The organism is Campylobacter pinnipediorum subsp. pinnipediorum, assembly GCF_002021925.1.
Taxonomy (GTDB): domain Bacteria; phylum Campylobacterota; class Campylobacteria; order Campylobacterales; family Campylobacteraceae; genus Campylobacter_A; species Campylobacter_A pinnipediorum.
In genome coordinates this window covers 1,184,357-1,209,601 of record NZ_CP012546.1, presented here as the reverse complement: position 1 = coordinate 1,209,601, position 25,245 = coordinate 1,184,357, and the positions used below count along the sequence as shown (strand labels likewise).

Below are 25,245 nucleotides of genomic sequence, written 5' to 3'. Positions count from 1 at the left end.
ATTTTAAATTTCTTATCCACGTTTATAACCTTTCATTGATAAAATGTAACTAGATTATACATTTTTATTTCTAAATTTTTGCTACAATACTCAACTTTTAGGGGTAAAATATGAAGATATTAAAAGCAAAGTACTTAATAGATGAAAATTTAAATTTTTTAAAAGACCATGCTATTGTTTTTCAAAAGCATATTATAGATATGGGCGATGCTGATACAATTATAAAAAAATATAATAATGCCGAAGTGATTGATATGAAAAACTCTATCATAGCTCCAGCTTTTGTAAATACACATGTTCATTTGGAATTTAGTGCAAATAAAAGTAGTTTGGTTTATGGTGATTTTATTGTATGGCTTGGTTCTATTGTTAAAAACTCAGCTTTTTTGGTGAAAAAAGGAACGCCAAAAGTAATTGAAAAAGCTATAAAATCAATGCTAAAAAGTGGAATAGCAAGTGTTGGTGCGATATCAAGTTTTGGTAACGATATTAAGTCTTTGGCAAACTCACCTTTAAATGTAGTTATGTTTAATGAAATTTTGGGTTCAAATGAGCTTTATTGTGAACAAAGTTTTGATTTATTTTTAAAGCGTTTTAACGAAAGCGTAAAGTATAAAAGCGAGAGATTTATACCGGCAATGGCTATACATTCGCCTTATTCAGTTCATCCTAAGCTTTTACAAAAATCATTAGAGTTTGCAAAAAAAGAAAAGCTAGTTTTATCTACTCATTTTTTAGAGAGCAAATACGAAAAACAGTGGCTTGAAGAGGGTAAGGGAAATTTTGAAAATCATCTCAAAAAATTTGTTGATAATCCAAAGCCTATGTATAATCCTGATGAATTTTTTGCAAATTTCAAAGGATTAAAGACTCTTTTTACACATTGTGTTTATGCTTCAAATTTAAAAGATTTTGATAAGAATCATAGTATAACGCATTGTCCTCGTTCAAATAGACTTCTTGGAGATAAGAGGCTTGATTTAAAAGGTGTATTTGAGTCTGATATATCTTTAAATATAGGAACAGATGGTCTTAGTTCTAATTTGAGTTTAAATATGTTTGATGAGATTAGGGCAGCTATTTTTACCCATTGTGATTTTAGTTTAAATGAGCTTTGCAAGAAGTTATTTAAAGCTGCTACTATTGGAGGTGCTAATGCTTTAGTTTTAAATAATGGAGTGCTTAAAAAAGGGTATAATTCTGATATTATGGTTTTAACAGCACCACAATGCGATAAAAGCTCACTTTTAACACAGATGCTTTTGCATACAAAAAATGTAAAAAAACTTTATATAGGAGGAGATGAATGCAATTTTTAAAAAATATTTTTTTATCAATAATTGCTATTTTTAGGTTTATAAATAACTATTTTAAGGCTTTGATTTTTTTATTAATCTTGTTTTTGGTTTTTTCGCCAGAAGCTGATGTAAAAAGTCCAAATTTGGCACAAGTTGATATAAGAGGTGCTATTTTTAATGCTGATGAGGTCATTAAAAAGCTTGAAGATATAAGAAATGATAAAAACATAAGAGGTGTTTTGCTTTATATAGATAGCCCGGGTGGTTCTTTAAGCCCTAGTGTTGAGATAGCTATGGAGGTTAAAAAACTAAAACTTGAAAAGAAAGTTGTCTCTTATGCGGCTGGAAGCATGACAAGTGGTAGTTATTATGCTGGTGTTAATGCTGATAAAATAATAGCCAATCCAGGCTCTTTTATAGGCTCGATAGGTGTTATAATGCAAGCTCCAAATATATCAGAACTTGCTAGTAAAATAGGCATAAAAGAGCAGGTTGTGAAGGCTGGTGAGTTTAAAGAGGCTGGAACATTTACTAGAGAGTGGAATGATGTTGAAAGACAAAGTATTCAAGAGTTGGTTGATAAATCATATGAGCTTTTTACTACCGATGTTTCTTTGGCTAGAAAGTTGAAATTAGAAAATATAAATGAATGGGCTAATGCAAGGGTATTTTTAGCAGGTGATGCTATAAAATTTGGCCTTATAGATGAGCTTGGTGGCTATTTTGATGCTAAAAAAGAGCTTGAAAATATATCAAATGTTGATATGCCAATTTGGCAAGAGACACCAAAAATAGAAAAAATAATACAAAAAATAACATCTGATGGCGTTAATTCTTTTATAAGTCTAATTTTTTCACCAAAGATAAAATAATAAATTTTGTCCTAATAAATTTAGGACAAAATTTATTAAGCTGACACATTTAAGACATCGGCACCAAGCACAGCTAGTTTTTTATCAATCTCTTGTATTGATTTTTCAATTGTTTTTTGTGAAATTTCAGGAAGTTTTGAACCCCATAATTTTTCAGCTTCTTTAAAACCCCTTAACATTCCTTCTTTTCCAGCTCTTAATTTTTCTACATCATCGCCAGCACCATTTATTATAAAATTTGTTATTCTTTCTGATGTTTGTGATATTCCAAAAAAACCATTTTCGCCTACAAGTTCATCTGCTTCTTCTTTTGATAATTCTGTTATATTTTTGCCGTTATAGCCAATTTTATCTAGATCCATATCTTTTAAAATTTCAGCTAAATTATCTGGTATATTTATATTTGATATACCAAAAATAGATGATTGTGCATTTATGTTTGATGAACTTGTTTGCTCTATTTGTTGAGAGTATTGTAAAAAATATGAATTTGAAATTTGTTTTGCATTCATTGTTGTATCTAAATTTTCAAATTTATTTTCATTTTGCTTGGTTTTATTTATATTTTGCTGATTAATGTTTGAAAAAGACGAGTTAATTTGCATATATAATCCTTTATTGCTTAATTTATATATATATATCGGCAAAAAAGATTATTTTTTTAATTTATCAAGCCGAGAATTTTATCTCAGCTTGATAATTTGGGTTAGATTAAAATTGGCGCAATAATAAATCCAAGCATAACAGATATAGTTACCATTATAGTGCCAGGAATAAAAAATGAGTGGTTTATTATAAATTTACCAACTTTTGTTGTTCCTGTGTCGTCCATTGCAATGGCTCCAAGTGTTGTTGGATATGTAGGAAGAACAAATAGACCAGAAACAGCAGCAAATGACGCTACTAAAATCCAAATTTGTCCGGAGTTTTCAGGAGTAGTCATTCCCATTGCAAGTGCAACAGCTGGCATCATTATCTTTGTTGTTGCTGCTTGTGAATAAAGAAGACAACTTACAAAATAAAGAGCAATTGCTAATATATAAGGATATTTTGTTACTACCTCAGATGCTATTTCTTTTATTGAATCTATGTGTCCAGCAACAAATGTGCTTCCAAGCCAAGCTATACCAAGAACACATATACACGCATTCATACCGCTTTGAAATGTGCTAGTTGATAAAAGTTTGCTTGTATCAACTTTACAAAGTATTACTATAAATGCACCTATTGTTAGCATAAAGCTCATTATTGCGCCATCTCTACCAAGTATTACAGGATCTATTAGCTTAATACTATTTGATATGGCTAGTGCATATATAACAACAGCTAAAACACCTATACCAAATATTGCAACTGATCTTTTTGCATAAGGAAGAAGTTCTTTATGTTCTTGTCCTTTTAGCTCTTTTATAAGACCTTTTTTTAATCTTTCTTGATATATAGGGTCTTTTGAAAGATCTAAGTCATAAAATTTATTTACTATAAAAGACGTGATTAAGCAAGCCCCAAATGTTGTAGAAATACAAATTAATAACAATATTGGGTAGCTAACTCCTAGTGGTTCGCAAACACCAGTCATAGCAACAAAAGCAGCGCTTATAGGACTTGCTGTAATTGCTACTTGAGATGATACAACTGATAATGCAAGTGGAGCGGATGGTTTTATATTTTGTCCTTTCGCAACTTCTGTAATAACTGGCAGTATTGAAAATGCAGTATGTCCAGTTCCTGCAAATACTGTTAATAAGTATGTTACTATTGGTGCTAGATAGTTTATGTATTTCGGATTTTTTCTTAAAAACTTTTCTGCTATTTGAACCATATAGTCAAGTCCACCCGCGACTTGCATAGCTGTTATTGCAGATATTACTGATGCAATGATTAAAATAACATCCCAAGGTAGACTAGCTGGCTTCATCCCAAGACCAATTGTTAATACAATAACACCAAGACCTCCAGCATAGCCTATGCCCATACCACCTAATTTAACACCTAAATAGATACCACCAAAAAGGACTATGATTTGTAAAATTAACATTATATCCATGTAATATCTCCTTCCTTAAATTTATTTAAAATATTGCTTTAAAAATGTAAAAATAATAGCAAATTTATTGTTACACTTAGATTAATTGCTAAAACTATCTTGTCATGCTAGGATTTAGCATATTTTTTGGCTCTAAAATCTTATCTATCTCCTCTTTTGTTAAATACCCTCTTTCTAGGCATATTTCTCCAACTGGTTTTCCAGTTTGTAAAGCTTCTTTTGCAATACTTGCTGACTTTTCATATCCTATATGTGGATTAAATGCTGTTACTATACCTACAGAACCAAGCACTGATTTTAAGCAAGCTTCTGGATTTGCAGTTAAATGTTTTATAGCTTTTGTTGCCATAGTTTTCATAGCATTTTCTAATATAATTAGTGAATTAAATAAGGCGTATGCTATGCCTGGTTCAAAAGCATTTAATTCAAATTCTCCTCTTTCAGAACAAAGCATAATTGTTGTATCGTTGCCTATTACTTCGTAGCAAGCTTCTCCTACAACTTCACATATTACAGGATTTACCTTTCCAGGCATTATAGAACTTCCCGGTTGCATTTGTGGTAAATTTATCTCTCCTAATCCACATCTTGGTCCAGAGTTCATTAAGCGCAAATCGTTTGCTATTTTGCTTAGTCTAACAGCAGCTGTTTTTAAAGCCCCACTTACATGAACAAAATCAGCAGTATCTTGTGTAGCAGCTATAAAATCATTAGCTTTTTTAAACTCAACACCAACTATCTCACTTAATTTTTTTTCTATTACATTTTTGTAATCAGGATGGCAATTTATACCAGTTCCTATAGCAGTAGCACCCATATTTAGATATCTCATTGATTCTCTTGCTGCTGTAATTTTTTCTATATCGCTTTTTATATAAGTTGCAAATGCATTAAATGTATTTCCAAGAGTTGTAGGAACTGCATCTTCTAGCTCAGTTCTTCCCATTTTTATTATATCTTTAAACTCTTTTGCTTTCTTTTCAAGCTCATCTTTTAATAAATTCATAGCATCTAACAAATCAGTCATTTTGGAATAAACTGCAACTTTTATAGAACTAGGATATGTGTCATTTGTGCTTTGACCTAAATTGGTATGGTCGTTTGGATGTAGATATTGGTATTCGCCTTTTTTATGTCCCATAAGTTCAAGTGCGACATTCGTAATAACTTCATTTAAGTTCATATTTGTTGATGTTCCAGCACCACCTTGAATCATATCTACTACAAATTGATCTGCAAACTCTCCATTTATTATCTTATCGCAAGCTTTCGCTAAAAAATCAGCTTTGTCTGCTTCTAATACTCCAACTTCTTTGTTTGATAAAGCAGCTGCTTTTTTTATTTGAGCAAAAGCTTTAACGAAAAATGGATATTCTTTTAGTGTTTTTCCACTAATTACAAAATTTTCAAGTGCTCTAAATGTTTGCACGCCATAATAGACACTGTCGTCTATTTCAAGTTCTCCTATAAAATCATGCTCTTTTCTAGTAGCCATTTTATATCCTTTGTATAAAAAAATATTTTGAAATTATAATATAATTTTTAGTAAAAAAGTTTAATTTTTATTTTATATTTTAAGTTTTTATCCAAATATCCATTTTTAGTATTATAAATATATATTACTTTAATATTATAAGTAAAATTTAATTAAAATAATTATAAAAACAGCTACAAAACATAAAAAATAACTTTTTTGTTATATAAATAGCCATAAAATTCAGTAAAAAAACAATAATTTTTAAGGAAAAAATATAAAAATTATATATGTCTAATAAAAAATATTTATTATATACGCATATAAATAATATAAACCAATTAATTTATATTAATTGGTTTATATAAAAATAATTTAATTTTATATAAACTTTTGGATTTTATTTTTACATATATTATTTTGTTATTTTTACATTTAATAAATTTTTTATTGTAACCATATTAGATAACACTTAGTTTTTGTTTTGTGTTAAATTTAAAATTGCAATTAATGAATCATATGTATATGGTTGTCTGAGTATTATGCTATCTTTTGTTATTTTTTTGTCTATCTTGTTTTCGTTATCGCATATAATGATTATTGAAAAATTTTTAATTTTTTGTATTTTATATATCTCTTCAAAAATATTTTTTTTTGTTAAAAAATCTTGATACAAAAATATTAAATTTGGCTTATATATAGCATCTTTCATATGTTTCATAAAAGTTTCATAGTCATTTTTTTGAATTATATTTATATCCATTGAGAGTAATTGATTTTTTAAGATATTGAAACCATCTTTGTTTTCATAGGCAACTAATGTATGATATTTTTTTGATTTTTCAAAATGACTGTTTAGATGAAAGAATTCATAAAAGCTATCTCTTTTAGAACCTAATGTTAATTTTATATCCAATATTATTTTGTTGTTGTTTATAATTACTTCATAATCTGAATATTTTATCCACTTATTTAGGTATTGTATATTTTTTTTATCTAGAGTATTGTTGCTTTGATTGTTTTCATTTAAATTTATAGTTATTCTAAAAAATACTCTATTTCTATCATAATTCGTTAATTTAAATGATATTATTATTTGTGATTGTGTATTTGCATAAAGAAGAGATTTTGCCGAATATTCTAATGTTTTAATAAGCCTCTCTTTTTCTCCGACAAAAACTCTAGGATAGGACAAATCATAATCAAATAAAATTTTATTATTTGTAGATATGGCATCATAGTAAAGTGTTTCAAGCAAAAAATTCAAACCACTTACTAGGTCAAACTCTTTCATATTATTATCATCCCATCTCCATAAGAATAAAATCTGTATTTTTTCTCTATGGCTGTTTTATAAATTTCCATCGTTTCATCTAGTCCTATAAAGCTACTTACTAACATTATTAGTGTTGATTTTGGTAAATGAAAATTTGTAAGTAAATATTGTTGTCTTATAGGTGGATTGTTTAAATTTAAAAAAAGATTACAAAAACCACTATCTTTTTTGCTTCTAGCATACTCTTCTATGCATCTAGTTACAGTTGTTCCAACACCTAATATAGGTGTGTCAGAGTTTATTATGTCTAGTGTTGCTTGCGGTATACTAAAAAACTCGCTATGCATTTTGTGTTCATTTATATTTTCGCTTTCAACACCTTTAAATGTTCCAGCTCCAACATGAAGTGTTATATATGATGTTTTGTGTGTATTTTTTATTTTTTCAAGCATTTCATTAGAAAAGTGAAGACTTGCTGTTGGTGCTGCAACTGCACCAGAATTTTGTGCAAATATGCTTTGATACCAGCTTTCATCTTCTTTTGTATCTGCTCTTTTTATATATGGTGGCAGAGGTATATGTCCTATAATTTCTAGTTCTTTAAAGACCTCATTTGTGTCTAATTTTTTATTTGATTTTAAAAAACTAACAACTCTTGTTCCATCATCATTTAGTTTTAAGACTTCTGCATTTATTTCGTTATCAAAGATTAGCATGCTTCCTTGATTTACCTTACCTCTTATATATGCACTAAATTTGCCATCACCAAGTGGTTGATTTAGCATTATCTCTGTTTGACCACCACTTTGTTTTTTGCCTATAATTCTTGCTTTTATAACTTTTGTATCATTAAAAATAACAGCACATTTAGGTAAAATATCTGCCAAATCTCCAAATTTTAGATGTTGTATTTTTTTGCTGTTTTTATGGTATACCAAGAGTCTTGCATCCTCTTTTGGCATAATTGGCTCATTTGCTATTAATTCATTTGGTAAATTATAATCATAGCTAGAAAGTGCATTTATATCATTCATTGTTATCATTTTTTGTTGAATTTGATTGTTCTTCGTTTTCCTTATCGTCGCTCTTATATGGGTTTACTTTTTTTGCTATCATTATAGATATCCCATAAAGACCAAGAAGTGGGAAAGCCATTAGAAGTTGGCTTATAACATCAGGTGGTGTCATAACGGCTGCAAATATAAAAATAATCACTATTGCATGTCTTGAATAATTTTTAAGCATTTGATCATCAACCAATCCAAGCTTTGCAAAGAAAAATGTAACCACAGGAAGCTCAAATGCTAGTCCAAAAGCTACTAATATTTTTGTGAAAAATCCAACGTATTCTCCTATGCTTGGAAGTGCTGTAAATAATTGACCGCCAAAATTTACTAGGAATTTAAAACCAAGTGGAACAACAACATAGTAGCAAAACGAAGCACCACATAAAAACATTAGAGTCGCTGAAAGCACAAATGGTATAACGTATTTTTTTTCATTTTCATAAAGTCCAGGAGCTACAAATAACCAAAATTGCCAAAAAATTATAGGCAGTGTCAAAATAAGACCTGTAAAAAAGGCTACTTTCATAGCTGTAAAAAATGGCTCTTGTATCTGTGTAAAGATTATATTGCTTCCTTCTGGCAATACCTCTTTTAATGGTTCGCTCATCCAAGCTAGTATCGGATTCCAGAAACTAAAACACACAAAAAAACCAATTATTACGCTAACAAAGCTTATTGTAAGTCTTTTTCTGAGTTCTGCTAAATGAGGTTTTAATTCTTCAAACATTTATTTTTCTTCTTTATCGTTTAGTATTGTGTCTTTTATCGCTTTTGTTGGGTTTTTTATACTCTCTTGTATAGTGTTTATATCTTTAGTTACACCTTTTTTTAGCTCATCTAGCTCTTCAAAAGTGAGCTTTTTTCTGACATTTTGAGTTGTTTTTTCTATACTTTCTTTGTATTTTTTAGCATCTTCTTTTAGTTCTGCTATCTTTATCTCTTGATCAAAGCTTACTTTTGCATCATTGACACTTTTTTTAATGCTTTTTAATGCCTTGGCTATACTAACCATAGTCTGTGGAAGCTTATCAGGACCTAGGACTATTACAGCAACAACTGCTATCATTATTATTTCAGGAAGACTCATTCCAAACATATTTTTTTTGTCCTATACTTTTATCAAATTTAAGGTGTCTATTTTAGCTTTATTTTTCTCAAAATTTAATTAATTTTCATTTATAAAAAGAGCAATTTCATCAGCTAAAAGAAAATTTTTAACAAAATATCTTCCATTTTTTTCTATAATCTTTCTGGATTTTTTTAAAATTTCAGCTTTTTTGATTTGTTCTTGGCTTAATTTTTTTTTATCTATTCCTATTTTGCTTCTAGCGCCTAAAAATATATGTTCTAACAATAAATCATCTTTTGATAATTTTTCAATTTTTCTTTCTAGCGGATTTTTTATGTAATTATCTATATTTTCACTAGCATATAATCTTTTTTTATCATAAAACCCAACAGAGTAAGCCCCTATGCCTATATACTCATTTCCTTTCCAGTAGTTTAGATTATGCTGACAAGCTTTTCCAAAGTTGGAAATTTCGTATTGTTTAAATCCAGCTTTTTTTATCTCAGAAATTATAAAATTTGCTAAAATCGGGCTATTGTTTTGGTATTGTGTTTTGTTATAAAAAGGTGTGTTTTCTTCAAGTGTTAGCGAGTAAGCACTTAAGTGATTTATTTTTAGTTGTTTTATATTTTCAATCTCTTGTTTTAAAAGTTTCTTGTTATCAAATTTTGTAGAGTAAATCATATCTACATTTATATTCTTAAACCCTGCATTTTTTGCATTTATCACAGCATTTTTTGCATCTTGAGCATTATGTGCTCTTCCTAATAATTTTAATTTTTTTTCATTAAAACTTTGAGCTCCAAAACTTATCCTGTTTACACCTATCTCTTTCATTTTTTTTAGCCACTGTAAAGATGCCGAGTTTGGATTTGCTTCACTTGTTATCTCGGCATTTTTTGAACAATACGGTAAAAATATATCAAAAATTTCTTGGTATAAATTTGCATTTACAACACTAGGTGTTCCGCCACCTATAAAAACTGTTTTAATTTTAAGATTTTTAAAATTTGATATTTGAAATTTTAAATCTTTTACTAAAGCTTTAAAATAACTATTGGCTTTTGAGTCTTTTCCTACAACAGAACCAAATGCACAATATGGGCATTTGGTTTCACAAAATGGTATATGAATATATAGTAGCAATATTAAAGTATCCAATCTTTTTGATTAATTTTTATCATTTTACATAAAAAAATTAAATTATTATCAAGTTTTGTTTTAAACACCATGTAAACTCTTTTTGGATAAAATCTCGCATAATTAAAAAATAATCAATGGGCTAAAACATGAAAAAAAAATATAGACCCAATGTGGCAGCTGTTATCTTATCATCAGCTTATCCTTTAAAATGTGATGTTTTTATAGGAAATAGAGTTGATTTAGAACATGTATGGCAGTTTCCGCAGGGCGGTATAGATGAAGGAGAAAATCCCAAGGATGCTCTTTTAAGAGAGTTGGAAGAAGAAATAGGAACAAATCAAGTTGAAATTTTAGATGAATATCCTGATTGGTTGAGTTATGATTTTCCAAACAGTGCACCAACTAAGATGTATCCTTATGATGGACAAACACAAAAGTATTTTTTAGTAAAACTAAAAGGTGGCGCTAAGATTGATTTAAATACTAAATTTCCAGAGTTTAGTAAGTATAAATTTGTTGATGTTAATAAAATTTTTAATGACATAAATCACTTTAAAAGACCGATATATACAAAGGTTTTGACATATTTTAAAGAGAAAGGATTTTTTTAATGCTAGTCGTTCAAAAATTTGGAGGAACGAGTGTTGGAACGCTTGAACGAATAGAAGCAACTGCAAAAAGAGTTATAGAAACTAAAAAAAGTGGCGCCGATGTCGTAGTTGTTGTTTCTGCTATGAGTGGTGTTACTAATCAATTAGTTGAATACGGCGAACACTTTTCAAAACAACCAGATCCTATAGCTATGGATATGCTTTTAAGCTCAGGTGAGCAGGTAACTACATCACTTTTAACTATAGCTTTAAATGAGATGGGTTATCCGGCTGTTGGTTTAACTGGTGCTATGGCAGGGATATACACAGATGATATCCACACAAAAGCTAGAATAGAAAACATAAACACATCTAGAATAAAAAGAGAGCTTCGTGATGGAAAAATAGTAATAGTTGCGGGTTTTCAAGGTATTACAAAAGGTGGAGATATCACTACTCTTGGTCGTGGCGGAAGCGATCTTAGTGCTGTTGCTTTATCTGGTGCTTTGGATGCTGATTTATGTGAAATTTTTACAGATGTGGACGGTGTTTATACAACAGATCCTAGGGTAGAAAAAAGAGCAAAAAAATTAAATGCAATTAGCTATGATGAAATGTTAGAGCTGGCAAGTGCTGGGGCTAAAGTTTTGCAAAATAGATCTGTGGAACTTGCAAAAAAATTAAATGTAAAACTTATAACTAGAAATAGTTTTAATCATAACGAAGGGACTTTGATAACAGGAGAGGATGTTAGTATGGAAGCGGTTTTGGTAAGTGGTATAGCTTTGGATAAAAATCAAGCAAGGGTTACTTTAAGAGGTGTTGTTGATAAACCTGGTATTGCTGCTGATATTTTTACAGTTTTGGCTGAAAAAAATATAAATGTTGATATGATTATTCAAAACGTTGGACAAGACGGCACTACAAATTTGGGTTTTACAGTTCCGCAAAATGAGTTAGAGCTTACCAAACAAACCATGAGTACTCTAGCTGCCGCAAAGCATATTGAATATGATGATCAAATCGTTAAGGTGTCTATAGTTGGTGTTGGTATGAAAAGCCATAGTGGTATAGCTTGTCTGGCATTTGAAACACTTGCAAAAGAGGGTATTAATATACAAATGATTTCTACAAGCGAGATAAAACTTTCTGTTATAGTAGATCAAAAGTATGCAGAGCTAGCTGTTCGTGTTTTGCATAATGCTTATCAGTTAGAAAAATAATGCAAGAGTTTATGAAATGGACCTTGGATGCTATACGCTCCGAAGGTCTTTTACTTAGTTGGATGGAAGAAAAGCGTGTTGAGTGGGCAAATCTTTTGGCCCCACGCTTAAAATATTTGCTTAATGGTCGAACTTTTATTGTTTTTACTGATAATGATAGAGAGTGGTTTGAAACATACCTTTTGAAAAAAATCAATAGTGTAAATTCTGCTCGTCCATTGCTACCATTTGTAAGCCTAAAATCAATATATCCATCTTTGGATGACATTAGTTCAAAAGAGCAGATAATGTTACTTGAAGATATGCTTAGTATAGTTTTTCCAAATGGATATGTCTATTTTTATATTGGAAAAAGTTCTGATAAAAAATCGCAAATTGCAAAGTTAAATGATGATAGTTATATGTGGCTTTTTGATGAACAAGTTCAAAATAGCTTTTATCTTAGCTCGAGTGATGATAAATTGGATACAAAACTTATAAGCTTGTATAATTTGCTTGATAAAAGCATAGATGCGACTCTTTTTGCTGAATTAAGCTTATAAAATGCGTAGTAAGATTATTATATCTGATGACTTTAATGATATTAAAAATGAGCTTGAGATAGAATTAAAACATAATGTTAAATTTTTTATAAGTGATGATTTTTTAATAGAAAATGCAAATAATGTCATAAATGAAGCTTATATATCTGAAGAACAAGATAAATTATTGGTTTTGATGGCTAAGAGTTTTCGCATAGAGGCTCAAAATTCACTCCTAAAAGTTATAGAAGAGCCGCCTAGAAATATATTTTTTTATATTGTTGCACCTAGTAAAAATGCTTTGCTTCCTACTATTTGTTCTCGTTTGATAGTAGAATATAAAAATAAAAAAAGAAAAAAAATTAGCTCAGGGTTAAACCTTAGACAGTTAGAGTTAAAAGAAATTTATAATTTTATACAGACAATAGAAACAAAAGAACGTAGTGATGGTTTTGGTAAAAATGAGTTAAAAGAAATTTTAAGCGTTATTATTTTAGAAGCATTAGAGGCTGGGTTTAAATTTAGTGAAGATGAGCTATCTTATTTTTATAAGATAGTAAATTTAGCTTCTTTAAATTCAAAAGCTCATAGTATATTAACGCCACTTTTATTAAATATTTTAAATAAAAGTAAAAAATAAAATTTAAAGGTTGGAAAAATGACAATTTATAAAATAAATAAAGAATCAAATTTTGATGAAATTTGTAAGCAAATATCTCCAAGCTTATCTGGTCAAGATATGATGAAAAAAAAATCAAATATAAACTTTTTTTTTATTAAAAATATTAAATCTCCGGCGGCAAATATCTTAAAACAAGATGCATTGAGTGTCGGAGCCGAATTAGTGACCAATAAAAATACTATTTTTGGAAAAGATGAACCAAGTAATGCCTTGCTTATAGGAACTGATGCACAATTAAAACAACTTTGCAAGAAAGAAAAATTGCAAGATTTTGGCCTTAAAAACTTATCTAACTTTTTAGCTTTAAAATTTAACAAACCCAAAAAACCACTAATAATGGGAGTGTTGAATATTAATGAGGATAGCTTTAATCCAAGTAGTCGTATAAGTATGGAAGATAGCTTAGAGAGAATTTTAAAATTTATTGAAGATGGGGCTGATTATATAGATATAGGCGGTGTTAGTTCTAGACCTGGAAGTGAGTATGCTGGAAGAGATGAGGAATTTAGACGTATTAAAGATGTTGTGGATCTTATATATAAAGAAAAATTATATGATAAAGTAAAATTTAGCCTTGATAGTTTTGATGAGTATTGTCTTGAATATGCACTAGATCGCGGATTTGTTATGATAAATGATATTACGTCAAATACTGAATTAGCAAAACTTGCCTGTAAATATGATGCCGAGTTTTGTATGATGCATATGCAAAATGATCCAAAAACTATGCAAAATAATCCCAAATATGATGATTTAATAAGAGAAATTGATAGTTTTTTTGAAGAAAAAATAAATAAGGCTTTGTATAATGGTGCTAAAAAGATATTTTTAGATGTTGGGATAGGCTTTGGTAAGACACCAGAACACAATCTGCTTTTAATGAAGCATTTAGAGCATTTTACTCATTTTGGCTATCCATTGCTTGTTGGTGCTAGTAGAAAATCAGTTATAAATCATTATTATACAAGTGAAGTTAAAGATAGGCTTAGTGGTAGTTTGTATCTTCATCTAAAATCATTTGAAAATGGTGCTCGCGTTATTAGAACTCATGATGTAGCAGAACACAAGCAGCTTTTTGCAATGCATTTAGCAATGGAGAGTGTAAATTTATGGTAAAAATATCAAATCAAAATGAGTATGAAAAAGCTATTGAAGTTTTAAACAAATGGGCTAAGGCATATTATACGGATGATAAGCCAATAGCAAGTGATGAAGAGTATGATGAGCTTTATCACAAGGTGCTTGAATATGAAAGACAAAATCCAAGTAAGGTTTCTATCTTTTCGCCAACAAATAAAATAGGCGGAGAGATAAGTGATAAATTTAGCAAGGCAAGCCATATAAAACAAATGTGGAGTATGGAAGATATTTTTAGTAAAGATGAACTTATTGCTTGGTTAAAAAGAGGGGATAAGAGTAGATTTAGCTTTGTGGTTGAGCCAAAATTTGATGGAGCAAGTTTAAATTTGCTTTATGAAAATGGAGTTTTGGTTAAGGCTATAACAAGAGGCGATGGACTTGTTGGAGAAGATGTAACACAAAATGCAAAGGTTATAAAAAGTATCCCTTTAAGTATTGATTATAAAGACAAGATAGAGATAAGAGGCGAGGTTGTTATAAAAAAATCTGATTTTGATGCTTTGAATGAGCAAAGGGCAAAAAACTCAGAACAGCTTTTATCAAATCCAAGAAATGCCGCTGCTGGAAGTTTAAGACAACTTGATAGTAAGATAACTGCTAGTAGAAGACTTTTATTTGTACCTTGGGGTGTTGGAGAACATGAATTAGAGTTTAAAAAACATAGTGAAATAATGAACTTTGTAAAAAAACTTGGATTTTATTTTGATGATTTTTTTAAGATTGTTTATAATGTTGATGAAATTTATGAGTGTTATGAAGAGCTTTTGGGTTTAAGAGATGAAAAGCCGATTTTAATGGATGGTATGGTTGTTAGAGTTGATGAACTTGATGGCTCAAATGAGCTTGGCTATACTGTTAAATTTCCAAAATTTATGGTTGCTTTTAAATTTCCAGCTATACAAAAAACTACTAGGCTTATAGATGTGTCTTTTCAGGTTGGAAGAAGTGGTGTTGTTACACCTGTCGGTGTTTTAGATGAGGTTGTGATAGATGGTGCTAGGGTAAAATCAGCAACACTTCATAATTTTGATGAGATACAAAGACTTGGTGTTATGAAAAATGATTATGTTAGTATAATTCGTTCAGGCGATGTAATACCAAAGATAACGGGTGTTTATAAAGATAGAAGAGATGGCTCGGAGCTTGTGATAGAGCGCCCTAAGTATTGTCCTGAATGTGGCTCTCGCTTGCTTGATGAAGGTGTTTTTGTAAAGTGTCAAAATCTAGAATGTAAAGCAAGGGTTATAAACTCAATTATATATTATGCTTCAAAAAAATGTCTAAACATAGATGGTCTTGGAGATGCGATAGTAAATTTGCTTTTTGAAAAAAGTCTAATAAAAAATATAACAGATATTTATCATCTTAAATATGAAGATTTAATTTGTCTTGAAGGCTTTAAAGACAAGAAGGTAAAAAATTTATTAAATGCTATTGAAAATAGTAAAAATTGTGATCTTTCAAGGTTTATAAATGGGCTAGGGTGTGAGCATATAGGTGAAGTAGCTGCTAAAAAGATAGCTTTGGCTTTTGGTGATAATTGGTTAAATGTTAGTTATGAAGATGTTGTTTTGCTTGATGGTTTCGGTGATGAAATGAGTAAAAGTTTTATTGAATTTATTCAAATTAATAAAGAAACGATAATAAATTTAATAAGCATAGTAAGTCCAAAAGCTGTAGTTAGCGAAGTAAAGCAAAGTTTGATTACAGATAAAACTTTTGTTATAACGGGAACTCTTAGTAAATCAAGAGATGAGATAAAAGATATGTTGCAAAGTTTTGGTGCAAGGGTTTCGGGTTCTGTGTCTAAAAAAACTGATTTTGTATTGGCTGGGTTGGAAGCTGGAAGTAAGCTTGAAAAAGCACTAAGCTTAGGGGTTAAGGTCATATCAGAAGAAGAATTAGAAAGCATGATAAATGAGAGCTGATATTTTTGTGGCAACAAAGCTTGATATAAGTAGAAATAAGGCAAGTGAGCTTATAAAAAACTCAAAAGTTATGTTTGATGGTGAAATTTTATCAAAACCTGCTTTTGAGATAGAAGATGCTGATATTAAGCTTTTAGATAAAATTTATGTTGGTCGTGGGGCTTTGAAACTTAAAAGTTTTTTAAGGTATCTTAACTTGGATTTAAAAGGTAAAAATGCTCTTGATATAGGAAGCTCTACGGGCGGTTTTATGCAAATTTTACTTGAAAATGGCATCGATAAAGTCGTTGGAATTGATGTAGGTAAAGATCAGCTTGATAAAAGCCTAAGAGATGATGGTCGTGTTGAAATTTATGAAGAAACTGACATTAGAGAGTTTAAAAATAATGATAAATTTGATATTATAACCTGCGATGTTTCTTTTATATCTATCTTGCAAATTTTAAAAGATATTGATAGATTTATGTATGAGGGTTCAACTGCTGTTTTATTGTTTAAACCACAATATGAAGTTGGTAAAAGTGTTAAGAGAAACAAAAAAGGAGTTGTTGTAGATAAAAAATCTATAGGTCTTGTTATGAAAAATTTTGAACTAGAATGTGCAAAATTAGGCTGGATACTTATTGAAACAAAAGAGTGTGAGTTAAAGGGAAAGGAAGGAAATGCCGAATTTTTCTACGCTTTTAACAAAAGATAATATAACTGCGGTCGCAATTGGCCATTTTGATGGAATTCACAAAGGTCACAAAGAGCTTTTAAAACATCTTGGCGAATATGGCGGACTTGTCGTTATAGATAAGAATTTTGCAAATATAACGCCAAGGCTAAAAAGGGCTGAGTATTCTAATTATCCCTGTTTTTTGTATGAATTTGAAGATATAAAATCTCTTTCTGGTTATGATTTTATAAAGCTTTTAAAAAAAGATTTTAAGCATTTAAATAAAATTGTTGTTGGATTTGACTTTAGATTTGGAAAAGATAGAGCTTGGAATAGGTATGATCTAAAAGATATGTTTGATGGCGAAGTTGTCATCGTTGATGAATATTGTTTTGATGGTATCGGTGTTCATAGTTCTATTATTAGAGAACTTATAAAAAAAGGTAGTATACAAAGAGCAAATATGTTTTTGGGTCGCGAATATTCAATAGAGGGCGAAGTTATAAGTGGTCAAGGTATAGGCTCTAAAAAACTTGTAGCTACACTAAATTTAAGGGATTTGGGCTATGTGTTACCTAGTGATGGCGTGTATGCCACTAAGACAAAAATAGGAAATAAGATATTTGGCTCTGTAACATTTATAGGAGATAGGCTTAGTACTGATGGTAAGTTTAGCTTAGAAACTCATATTTTGGATGAAAATATAAAACATGCTCCAAAAAAAGTTTCCGTTTATTTTATATCAAAATTAAGAAATAATATTAAATTTGAAAGCTTAGAAGAGCTAAAAAAAGCAATACAAGAAGATATAAATAATGCTAGAATAATATCTCTTGCTTGTAAATTATCATTATAGGTTTATATATGAAAGATAAAATTTTTACACAACCGATAGATAAGCAGTTTGAGTTTGATTCATCTGTTGCTAGTGTTTTTGATGATATGATTGGTAGGAGTGTTCCGTTTTATGATGTTTCTTTGAGTCTTATAGCTGATATTTTATCTAAACTTTTACCAAGTAATGCAAAGCTAATAGATCTTGGTTGTTCAACTGCGACAAGCTTGATATCTATTTATAATTTAAGAGATGATTTAAGATTGTTTGGTGTTGATAATTCAGATGCTATGATACAACTTGCATCACAAAAATCAAAAGCTTATGGTGCTGGAATTGAACTTAAAGTGTGTGATATATTAGAATATGAGCTTAATAATTTTGATGCCGTTTTGTTAAATTATACATTGCAGTTTATAAGACCAATAAAAAGAGAAACACTTGTAAAAAATATATATAATGGTTTAAATGATAATGGAATTTTTATTTTTAGTGAAAAAATTATTTATGAAGATAAGAAATTTGCAAAACAGATGATTGAGGTATATGAAAATTATAAGCAAAATCAAGGCTATTCTCGTTATGAAATTTCTCAAAAAAGAGAAGCGCTTGAAAATGTATTGATTCCGTATACCGAAGAAGAAAATAAGACCCTAGTTTTAAAGGCAGGATTTAAAAGAGTTGAGAGTATCTTTAAGTGGGGTAATTTTATGAGTTTTATAGCTTTTAAGTAAATATTTGATTTAAATTTACATTGTAAATTTAAATCATTTAAAAAACTTAACTTACATTTAAAAAAATAGTATATAATTTTTTTGAAATGATTATATTTAAAAAAAGGCTAACAATGTTTCTAAAGAATTTTTTTAGTATGGGATCAATGATAATTTTGCTAATAATCTTTGCTTTTGCTAGTGGTGCTGCAACGATTATAGAGAGCAAAACATCTACCCAAATGGCTTGGAGCTATGTTTATGGCGCTGGTTGGTTTGCTGCCGTTCAACTTTTACTTGGTATAAATTTGGCTTATAATATCTTTAGATATAAGCTTATAAATTTAAAAAAATTACCATCTTTTTTATTCCATTTGAGTTTTTTAGGAATTTTACTAGGAGCTGGTATAACTAGATATTTTGGTTTTGAGGGCAATGTTCATATTAGAGAAAATACAGAGACAAATATAATAACTACAAGAGGTTCTTATATAAACTTTGAAACAAAACTTAATGGTAAGGACTATTCTGTTTCTATTCCGCGTGAGCTTGAGGTTCTTGGCAAGAGTGGATTTGATCTGACTCTTGATCTTGAAGGAAAACAAGCTAAGCTTAAATTTTTAGAATATGTTCCAAATGCTAGTTATAAATTTGTTGATGAAAAAGGCGGAAAACCTGTTATAGAGTTAGTTCTTTCTAACGCAAGCGAAAGAGAAGAAGTTAGTTTGCTTGATGGAGAAGAAGTTGTAGCTGGAAATGTTAGCTTTTTATTTAATGCTACGCCAAAAGATGGTCAAAAATATGTATTATTTGAGTTAAAAGATGATAAATTTTATATTACTTCAAATACAGAAATTTCAAAATTTTCTATGGCTGATAATGCAAAAACAACTGTGCCTGCTGATACAAAAGTTGATTTGCAAACTTTAAATCTTTTTACAGCAGGCGATGTTAATTTTTCTGCTAAGTTTTTATCTTCTAGTGCCGCTAGAAGATTGGTTCCTGATAAAAATAGCGAGTTTGATGCAATCATTGCAAATCTAAGCTATGAGGGTGAAGATAAGGAGATGGTTCTTTTTCACAATCTAATAGAGCCAGCTAAGGCTATCATAGGCACTCAAGTGTTTAGTGCTTCATGGGGTTTTCAACAGATTAAATTACCTTTTAGCCTGTATCTTAAAGATTTTGAACTCAAAAGATATCCTGGTTCAAACTCACCTATGAGTTATGCTAGTGATGTTGTAGTAAAAGATCCTAACAACAAAGAATTTGATTATAGAATTTATATGAACCATGTTCTTGATTATGCTGGATATAGATTTTTCCAGAGTTCATATGATATGGATGAGCGTGGAACTATTCTTTCTGTAAATAAAGACCCAGGTAAAATACCTACTTATATTAGTTATTTTTTACTTGGTTTAGGACTCTTGTTAAATATCATAAATCCAAACTCAAGATTTATGAAACTTGCTAGATTGATAAATCAAGACTCTATAAAAAAGACAGCTATTTTTGTATTTTTTACCTGTTTTGCTTTAAATACAACAAGTGTTAATGCTGCTGACTTTTTACCAAATATCAGTAAAGAGCATGCTGAAAAATTAGGAAGATTGCTAGTTCAAAGTCAAGATGGAAGAATGAAGCCTTTTGATACTGTAAGTAAAGAGGTTTTAAATAAAATTCATAGAAGCAATAATATAGGCTCTTTGAACTCAAATCAAGTTGTTTTATCTATAATGGTTGATCCACCTTATTGGAGACAAGAAAATATAATTTCTATCGGAACAAACAAAGAGGTTAAAAAAGTTCTTGGTGTAGATGAAAAACAAAAATATGCAAATTTTAATGACTTTTTTATTCTAAAAGATGATAGTAGTGAGTATAAACTTACAAGATATGCTGATGTGGCAAATAGAAAGCATCCTGGTTCAAGGGGTACTTTTGATAAAGATGTTATTAAAATAGATGAGAGATTAAATGTCTTTTACATGGTATTTACTGGCGAAATGTTTAAAATTTTCCCAAAACAAGATGATCCATCAAATACTTGGTATGCACCAAACTCAGCACTCATTAGTATGCCTATGACTGAAGCAAATGAGATAGCAAATATGATGAAAGATTATTTTGTTTCTGTTGATGAAGCTATTGTTAGTAATGACTGGTCAAAAGCTGATTTAGCACTTCAAGCTATAAGTGATTATCAACAAAAATATGGTTCGGCGATAATACCTTCAAAAACAAGACTGGATACAGAGATATTGTTTAATCGCCTTAATATATTTGATAGACTTACCCCTGTATATTTATTAGCTGGATTTGTATTGTTGATATTTGTATTTTTAAAAATGCTAATACCTCGTGCAAATATCAATGGTATTTTTAAGGGAATTTATTATTTAAATATTTTAGCTTTTATAATTCATACAATAGGTCTTGGTATAAGATGGTATATATCAGAACATGCTCCTTGGAGCAATGCTTATGAATCTATGGTTTATATAGCTTGGGCATTAAGTTTATCAGGTATAATTTTTTCAAAACAAAGTCCTATAGCAATGGCGTTAACGTCTATTTTAGCTGGTGTTACATTATTTGTTGCTCATCTTAGCTGGATGGATCCTCAAATCACAAACCTAGTTCCTGTTTTGCAAAGCTATTGGCTTACAATACATGTTTCTGTTATAACTGCTAGCTATGGATTTTTAGGTCTTTGTGCATTACTTGGATTTTTTGTCTTAGTATTAATAGGACTATCAAATACAAAAAAACCAAATCCGCAAATTCTAAAAAATATAACAGAAGCAACAAGAATAAATGAGATGGCTATGATACTTGGTATAAGTTTATTAACACTTGGTAACTTTCTTGGTGGTGTATGGGCAAACGAAAGCTGGGGAAGATACTGGGGATGGGATAGTAAAGAGACGTGGGCTTTAGTTTCTATTCTTGTGTATGCTGCTGTATTGCATATTAGATTTGTTGCAAAAATAAATAGCCAATATGTTTTTGCTGTTTTATCTATGTTTGCTTATTGGTCTATTATTATGACATACTTTGGCGTTAACTTTTATTTAGCTGGTATGCACTCTTATGCTGCCGGCGATAGTTTTCCTGTTCCTAACTTTATATGGATTATAATCAGCGTAATGATTTTTGTTAGCGTTCTTGCTTATTTTAAAAGAAAAATTTGTACTAAAATATAATCCATCCAAACACCCTCTATTACAGGGGGTGTTTTCTACTTAATATTGATATATTATAAGCTACTTAACTTTTTTGATATAATCTTATACTTAAATTTGATTAGAGGTATAAGAATAGGCATTAGTTATCCATCAGAAAAAGAAGAATTTGTTGAGGTTAAAACTAGAGAAATTGACTCTAGTTTTTTTAATTATTTTGTGATTAGTATATGCTTTTTATGGTCTGTCTTTCAGCTATATGTTGATTATTTTCCGTAAAATACTACTATTTCTCACTCTATACATTTATCTTTTGCTATAGTGTTGATATTTTTACTTTATCTTAATAAAAATACACAAAAAAGCACATTTTAAAATGCCATTTTATGATATTTTGATATTTGTGGTTGGTATAGGTGTTGTTTAACCAGCTGTTGATTTATGGTCTTACTTTAGACCTGGTGATTATTTGCAAAGAGATATGGTTATCTCCGCATAGCTTTTTGTGATTATAGAAGCTATAAGAAGAGTTATTTGTGGTATATTAATGTATGATTATTTTGGTCAGTATATGCGTGATCTTATATCGCACCAAGGTGCTAGTATATAAAAGCTTGCTGTGGGACATATGTTTTTAACAACAGAGGGTGTTTTTGGTGTTCCTATGGGTGTTAGTGTAAGTTTTATATATCTTTTTGTTCTTTTTGGATCTTTACTTGAAAGGATTGGAATAGGTCAGTATTTTATAAATGTAGCGTTTGCTTTACTTGGTCGTTTTAAGGAGATATAATAAAAGCATCTGTTGTAGCTAGTGGTCTTACAAATATAGTTAGTGGAAGCTCTACTGCAAATGTTGTAACAGTTGGAATATTTACTATACTTTTGATGAAAAAAGCTAGACTTACAAGGGTAAAATCCGGTGCTATAGAGGTCGCTGCAGGTGTTTAATGGCCAGCTTATGCCCCTATGGGTGCGGGGTGGCATTTATAATAGCTGAGTTTTTAGGCATGAGTTATACAAATGTTATGATAGCTGTTATTATTTCTGCTTTTGCGTGTTATATATCTTTATTTTTTATAGTACATTTGGAAAGTTGTAAGCTTGGTTTTAAAGGAATAAAGGATAACGAATATCAATCAAAATTTAAAATATTTGTAAGTGGACTTCTTTATATACTTCCTATTTTAATGCTATTTTGTTATTGTTTTTGATAATGATTTTTCAAGAACCAGTAAAAAAACTTACCATGGAAGAAAAGGTAGGTATATAAGATATATCTATAGGCTTTAGTAATATTTTTGGCTATAGTTGCAGCTACTAAAATTGACTACTATAGTTGCGGTCACAGCTTTGACTGGTATTATAAGTTGGCTCTATATCGCTTACTGACCTTGCTCAGGTTTTATCTGAGGTGGTTGAACAGTTGGTAGGATATAACATAATACTTATTTTATTTTTAACTGCTTTAATATCTTTGTTGCTTGGCATGAGTCTTTCAACAATAGCAAATTATATAGCTGTATCTAGTTTGGTAGCTCCCGTTATACTTTTACTTGCTGCTAAAATGGATTTTTGATTCCAGTCATTGCTGTTCATTTGTTTGTATTTTATTTTGGTATTTTAGCTGAAGATACCCTGTTGGTATAGCAGCTTATGTGGCCACTGGCATAGCAAAACAAATCCAGTTATAGTTGGAGTTCAGGGATTTTTTTATGATTTAAAAACTGCTATTTTACCTTTTTTTCTTTAATAATAAATTATTATTGATTGAATCAGCTGATCCATTAAATCCTTGTTATACAAAAAGTATTGTCTGGTTGAGTAATCCTATTGAGATAGTTGTTGTTTTTACTATGGTATTTGTTGGAATGTTTGCTTTTTCATCTTTGTTACAAGGTTGTTTTATTGTAAATCTTAGAATATGGGAAAGATTATTGCTTATACCAGTTGTTTCTTTAGCACTTGTTCTAAATATATGTGCTAAGTGTTTAATAATACCTAATGAATATATTAGTTATATTATTTGCGCTATTATTTACGGATTTGTATTTTTAACACAATGGATAAAATCAAAAAAAGAAAATATTCTAGACTGCGACTAATGCAGTCTAGATGTAAGGTTAGTCTTTCTCGTAAAAAGTAACTCCATTACCAAATTTCTTTTTATATATCGAGGTATAAGGTATCAAATCAGCATGACCTGTATATAACCTACCATCATCTTTTAGTATCTTATGTAGTCTTTCTATACATTTTAATCTAAAATTATCATCAAAATAAATCATCATATTTCTTGATAAGATAATATCAAATTTCCCTATATTAAATATAGAATCATCAAATACATTTAACACTTTAAATTCACATTTTGCTAAGTTGTGTTTTTTGATACTATACTTATCGTTTTGCAGCTCAAAAAACTTATTTTTTTGAAAATCATTAAGTCTATGTAAATTTCTATCGTTATAAACACCAGAGTTGGCTTGTTTTATAGCTTGAGAGTTAATATCTATTCCTATTATATGTAGTAATTTTGGATCCATTCCCATTTCATTAGCTATCATTGCTAGCGAGTAGACTTCGTCTCCTGTAGAACATGGTGCACAAAGTATATTTGCATTGGGAAGTTCTTTTGCGTAAGTTATTACATCTTTTAATTGAGGTAGCTCTCTGTAAAAATATGTCTCGTTTACTGTTATTAGGTTTAAGATATCTTGTCTAGTTTCAGAGTTATATTTTATTATAGAAGCTATCTCTTTAAAAGTTTTTATCCTTTTATTTTTTGCAAAAGCTTCAAGTCTTTGGATTGTTATTTCTCTTTTTGGTTCAAGATCAACACCTGATAACACCTTTATATTTTTTATAAAATCATCAATCCCATCTATATCGGTTGGTAATGGAAATTCTGTTTGATTGTTGTTGTTTATTTCCTGATTATTTTTTTTAAATAACATTTAAAAAGCCCTCCAGCTCTTTTTTTATATTTGTTAAATTTAATGACTTTATTGTAGGGTTTAGCTCTTTTGCACGTTTTGGCATACCATAAACTATCGCACTTTCTTCATTTTCTGCTATACATTTTACTCCAGCTTTTTGAAGTTTATCTAGCCCGCTAGCTCCATCATCTCCTATTCCTGTAAGAAGTATTGCCATTAAATCAATGCTTTTAGATATATTAACGCAAGAATCAAAAAGCATATCGACATTTGGTGTAAAAGTTGTTTTGTTTTCTGAATTAGGTTTAGCTGACAATGGGAGAGTGTCTGATATGACAAAATTTTTCTCACAAACATATACTTTTTCTTTTAAAATAGTTTTTTCTTTTAAAATTTCAAGTTTTATACTGCACTCTTTTGCAATTTGTGCAGCAAAAGATGGTATAAACATTTTGTTCATATGTTGTGCTATTACAACTGTTGCACCATTTAGATTGATATCTTTTAGAAGTTTTTTGATGTGTCCCGGCCCTCCGGTTGAAGCACCTATGACTATAAGTTTTTGAGACATAAAATAGCCTTTTT

The 25,245-nt window shown here is 29.7% G+C and carries 27 protein-coding genes; 17 read left to right on the top strand and 10 right to left on the bottom strand.

The window, feature by feature from the left end:
* The first annotated feature begins 110 nt into the window (after positions 1–110).
* Together mqnF and sppA are read left to right on the top strand one after the other, a co-directional pair.
* Positions 111–1,319: an aminofutalosine deaminase family hydrolase gene (mqnF, locus tag CPIN17260_RS06260; RefSeq protein WP_078440755.1), complete on the top strand. Its 1,209-nt coding sequence runs from the start codon at positions 111–113 to the stop codon at positions 1,317–1,319.
* A complete protein-coding gene (gene sppA / locus CPIN17260_RS06255; protein WP_078440754.1) occupies positions 1,307–2,170 on the top strand; it encodes a signal peptide peptidase SppA in 864 nt (287 codons plus the stop codon). Before mqnF ends, sppA begins: the two co-directional genes overlap by 13 nt.
* Before the next feature lie 35 nt (positions 2,171–2,205).
* Here sppA and CPIN17260_RS06250 read toward each other — a convergent pair whose 3' ends face one another.
* From CPIN17260_RS06250 to hemW, 8 genes are all read right to left on the bottom strand, one after another.
* Positions 2,206–2,775 carry a hydrogenase-4 component G gene (locus tag CPIN17260_RS06250; RefSeq protein WP_078387875.1) on the bottom strand — a complete coding sequence of 190 codons (570 nt, stop codon included), beginning with the start codon at positions 2,773–2,775 and terminating at the stop codon, positions 2,206–2,208.
* Between the two features lie 101 nt (positions 2,776–2,876).
* Positions 2,877–4,217, bottom strand: coding sequence for an anaerobic C4-dicarboxylate transporter (locus CPIN17260_RS06245; protein WP_078397656.1), 1,341 nt, complete (start codon positions 4,215–4,217; stop codon positions 2,877–2,879).
* A 94-nt stretch (positions 4,218–4,311) separates the two neighbouring features.
* Entirely contained in the window at positions 4,312–5,712 is a 1,401-nt protein-coding gene (locus tag CPIN17260_RS06240; RefSeq protein WP_069632572.1) for an aspartate ammonia-lyase, read from the bottom strand.
* Between the two features lie 451 nt (positions 5,713–6,163).
* A complete protein-coding gene (locus CPIN17260_RS06235; RefSeq protein ID WP_069632573.1) occupies positions 6,164–6,985 on the bottom strand; it encodes a hypothetical protein in 822 nt (273 codons plus the stop codon).
* Entirely contained in the window at positions 6,982–8,001 is a 1,020-nt protein-coding gene (gene queA / locus CPIN17260_RS06230; RefSeq protein WP_193431664.1) for a tRNA preQ1(34) S-adenosylmethionine ribosyltransferase-isomerase QueA, read from the bottom strand. The genes CPIN17260_RS06235 and queA overlap by 4 nt, the downstream gene beginning before the upstream one ends.
* The gene (tatC, locus tag CPIN17260_RS06225) at positions 7,994–8,761 is read right to left on the bottom strand and encodes a twin-arginine translocase subunit TatC (protein ID WP_078415289.1); all 768 of its coding nucleotides are present in this window, start codon (positions 8,759–8,761) and stop codon (positions 7,994–7,996) included. Before tatC ends, queA begins: the two co-directional genes overlap by 8 nt.
* Complete coding sequence (gene tatB / locus CPIN17260_RS06220; RefSeq protein WP_069632575.1) at positions 8,762–9,130, bottom strand: Sec-independent protein translocase protein TatB; 369 nt, start codon at positions 9,128–9,130, stop codon at positions 8,762–8,764. It abuts the gene before it with no gap.
* Between the two features lie 69 nt (positions 9,131–9,199).
* On the bottom strand, positions 9,200–10,249 hold the full coding sequence (gene hemW / locus CPIN17260_RS06215) for a radical SAM family heme chaperone HemW (RefSeq protein ID WP_078440752.1): 1,050 nt from the start codon (positions 10,247–10,249) through the stop codon (positions 9,200–9,202).
* A gap of 143 nt (positions 10,250–10,392) precedes the next feature.
* Between hemW and CPIN17260_RS06210 the strand changes: the two genes are divergently transcribed.
* From CPIN17260_RS06210 to CPIN17260_RS09680, 15 genes are all read left to right on the top strand, one after another.
* Positions 10,393–10,857 carry an RNA pyrophosphohydrolase gene (locus CPIN17260_RS06210; RefSeq protein ID WP_069632577.1) on the top strand — a complete coding sequence of 155 codons (465 nt, stop codon included), beginning with the start codon at positions 10,393–10,395 and terminating at the stop codon, positions 10,855–10,857.
* Complete coding sequence (locus tag CPIN17260_RS06205; protein WP_078440751.1) at positions 10,857–12,059, top strand: aspartate kinase; 1,203 nt, start codon at positions 10,857–10,859, stop codon at positions 12,057–12,059. The genes CPIN17260_RS06210 and CPIN17260_RS06205 overlap by 1 nt, the downstream gene beginning before the upstream one ends.
* Positions 12,059–12,601 (top strand): HobA family DNA replication regulator, encoded by a 543-nt coding sequence (locus CPIN17260_RS06200; RefSeq protein ID WP_078397652.1) that lies wholly within the window; start codon positions 12,059–12,061, stop codon positions 12,599–12,601. The genes CPIN17260_RS06205 and CPIN17260_RS06200 overlap by 1 nt, the downstream gene beginning before the upstream one ends.
* A 1-nt stretch (position 12,602) precedes the next feature.
* A complete protein-coding gene (locus CPIN17260_RS06195) occupies positions 12,603–13,220 on the top strand; it encodes a DNA polymerase III subunit delta' (protein ID WP_078440750.1) in 618 nt (205 codons plus the stop codon).
* A gap of 18 nt (positions 13,221–13,238) precedes the next feature.
* Positions 13,239–14,378: a dihydropteroate synthase gene (gene folP, locus CPIN17260_RS06190; protein WP_069632581.1), complete on the top strand. Its 1,140-nt coding sequence runs from the start codon at positions 13,239–13,241 to the stop codon at positions 14,376–14,378.
* On the top strand, positions 14,372–16,330 hold the full coding sequence (ligA, locus tag CPIN17260_RS06185) for an NAD-dependent DNA ligase LigA (protein ID WP_069636242.1): 1,959 nt from the start codon (positions 14,372–14,374) through the stop codon (positions 16,328–16,330). The genes folP and ligA overlap by 7 nt, the downstream gene beginning before the upstream one ends.
* Positions 16,320–17,027 carry a 23S rRNA (cytidine-2'-O)-methyltransferase TlyA gene (gene tlyA, locus CPIN17260_RS06180; RefSeq protein ID WP_078440749.1) on the top strand — a complete coding sequence of 236 codons (708 nt, stop codon included), beginning with the start codon at positions 16,320–16,322 and terminating at the stop codon, positions 17,025–17,027. Before ligA ends, tlyA begins: the two co-directional genes overlap by 11 nt.
* Positions 16,993–17,844: a bifunctional riboflavin kinase/FAD synthetase gene (locus CPIN17260_RS06175; protein WP_069632584.1), complete on the top strand. Its 852-nt coding sequence runs from the start codon at positions 16,993–16,995 to the stop codon at positions 17,842–17,844. Before tlyA ends, CPIN17260_RS06175 begins: the two co-directional genes overlap by 35 nt.
* Positions 17,845–17,852: 8 nt before the next feature.
* Positions 17,853–18,557, top strand: coding sequence for a carboxy-S-adenosyl-L-methionine synthase CmoA (cmoA, locus tag CPIN17260_RS06170; protein WP_069632585.1), 705 nt, complete (start codon positions 17,853–17,855; stop codon positions 18,555–18,557).
* 146 nt (positions 18,558–18,703) lie between these two features.
* Entirely contained in the window at positions 18,704–21,745 is a 3,042-nt protein-coding gene (locus CPIN17260_RS06165) for a cytochrome c biogenesis protein (RefSeq protein WP_416160591.1), read from the top strand.
* Between the two features lie 607 nt (positions 21,746–22,352).
* Complete coding sequence (locus CPIN17260_RS09700) at positions 22,353–22,514, top strand: TRAP transporter large permease subunit (protein ID WP_250637783.1); 162 nt, start codon at positions 22,353–22,355, stop codon at positions 22,512–22,514.
* The gene (locus tag CPIN17260_RS09695) at positions 22,511–22,672 is read left to right on the top strand and encodes a TRAP transporter large permease subunit (RefSeq protein ID WP_335582265.1); all 162 of its coding nucleotides are present in this window, start codon (positions 22,511–22,513) and stop codon (positions 22,670–22,672) included. The genes CPIN17260_RS09700 and CPIN17260_RS09695 overlap by 4 nt, the downstream gene beginning before the upstream one ends.
* A 29-nt stretch (positions 22,673–22,701) precedes the next feature.
* Positions 22,702–22,935, top strand: coding sequence for a TRAP transporter large permease subunit (locus CPIN17260_RS09690; RefSeq protein ID WP_250637781.1), 234 nt, complete (start codon positions 22,702–22,704; stop codon positions 22,933–22,935).
* Between the two features lie 200 nt (positions 22,936–23,135).
* The gene (locus CPIN17260_RS09685) at positions 23,136–23,300 is read left to right on the top strand and encodes a hypothetical protein (protein ID WP_233144015.1); all 165 of its coding nucleotides are present in this window, start codon (positions 23,136–23,138) and stop codon (positions 23,298–23,300) included.
* 241 nt (positions 23,301–23,541) lie between these two features.
* A complete protein-coding gene (locus tag CPIN17260_RS09680; protein WP_226996919.1) occupies positions 23,542–23,826 on the top strand; it encodes a hypothetical protein in 285 nt (94 codons plus the stop codon).
* Positions 23,827–23,844: 18 nt separating this feature from the next.
* Here CPIN17260_RS09680 and CPIN17260_RS06155 read toward each other — a convergent pair whose 3' ends face one another.
* Both CPIN17260_RS06155 and CPIN17260_RS06150 read right to left on the bottom strand, forming a co-directional pair.
* On the bottom strand, positions 23,845–24,678 hold the full coding sequence (locus CPIN17260_RS06155; protein ID WP_069632587.1) for a CheR family methyltransferase: 834 nt from the start codon (positions 24,676–24,678) through the stop codon (positions 23,845–23,847).
* Positions 24,668–25,231, bottom strand: coding sequence for a CheB methylesterase domain-containing protein (locus tag CPIN17260_RS06150; protein ID WP_069632588.1), 564 nt, complete (start codon positions 25,229–25,231; stop codon positions 24,668–24,670). The genes CPIN17260_RS06155 and CPIN17260_RS06150 overlap by 11 nt, the downstream gene beginning before the upstream one ends.
* Between the last annotated feature and the right edge of the window lie 14 nt (positions 25,232–25,245).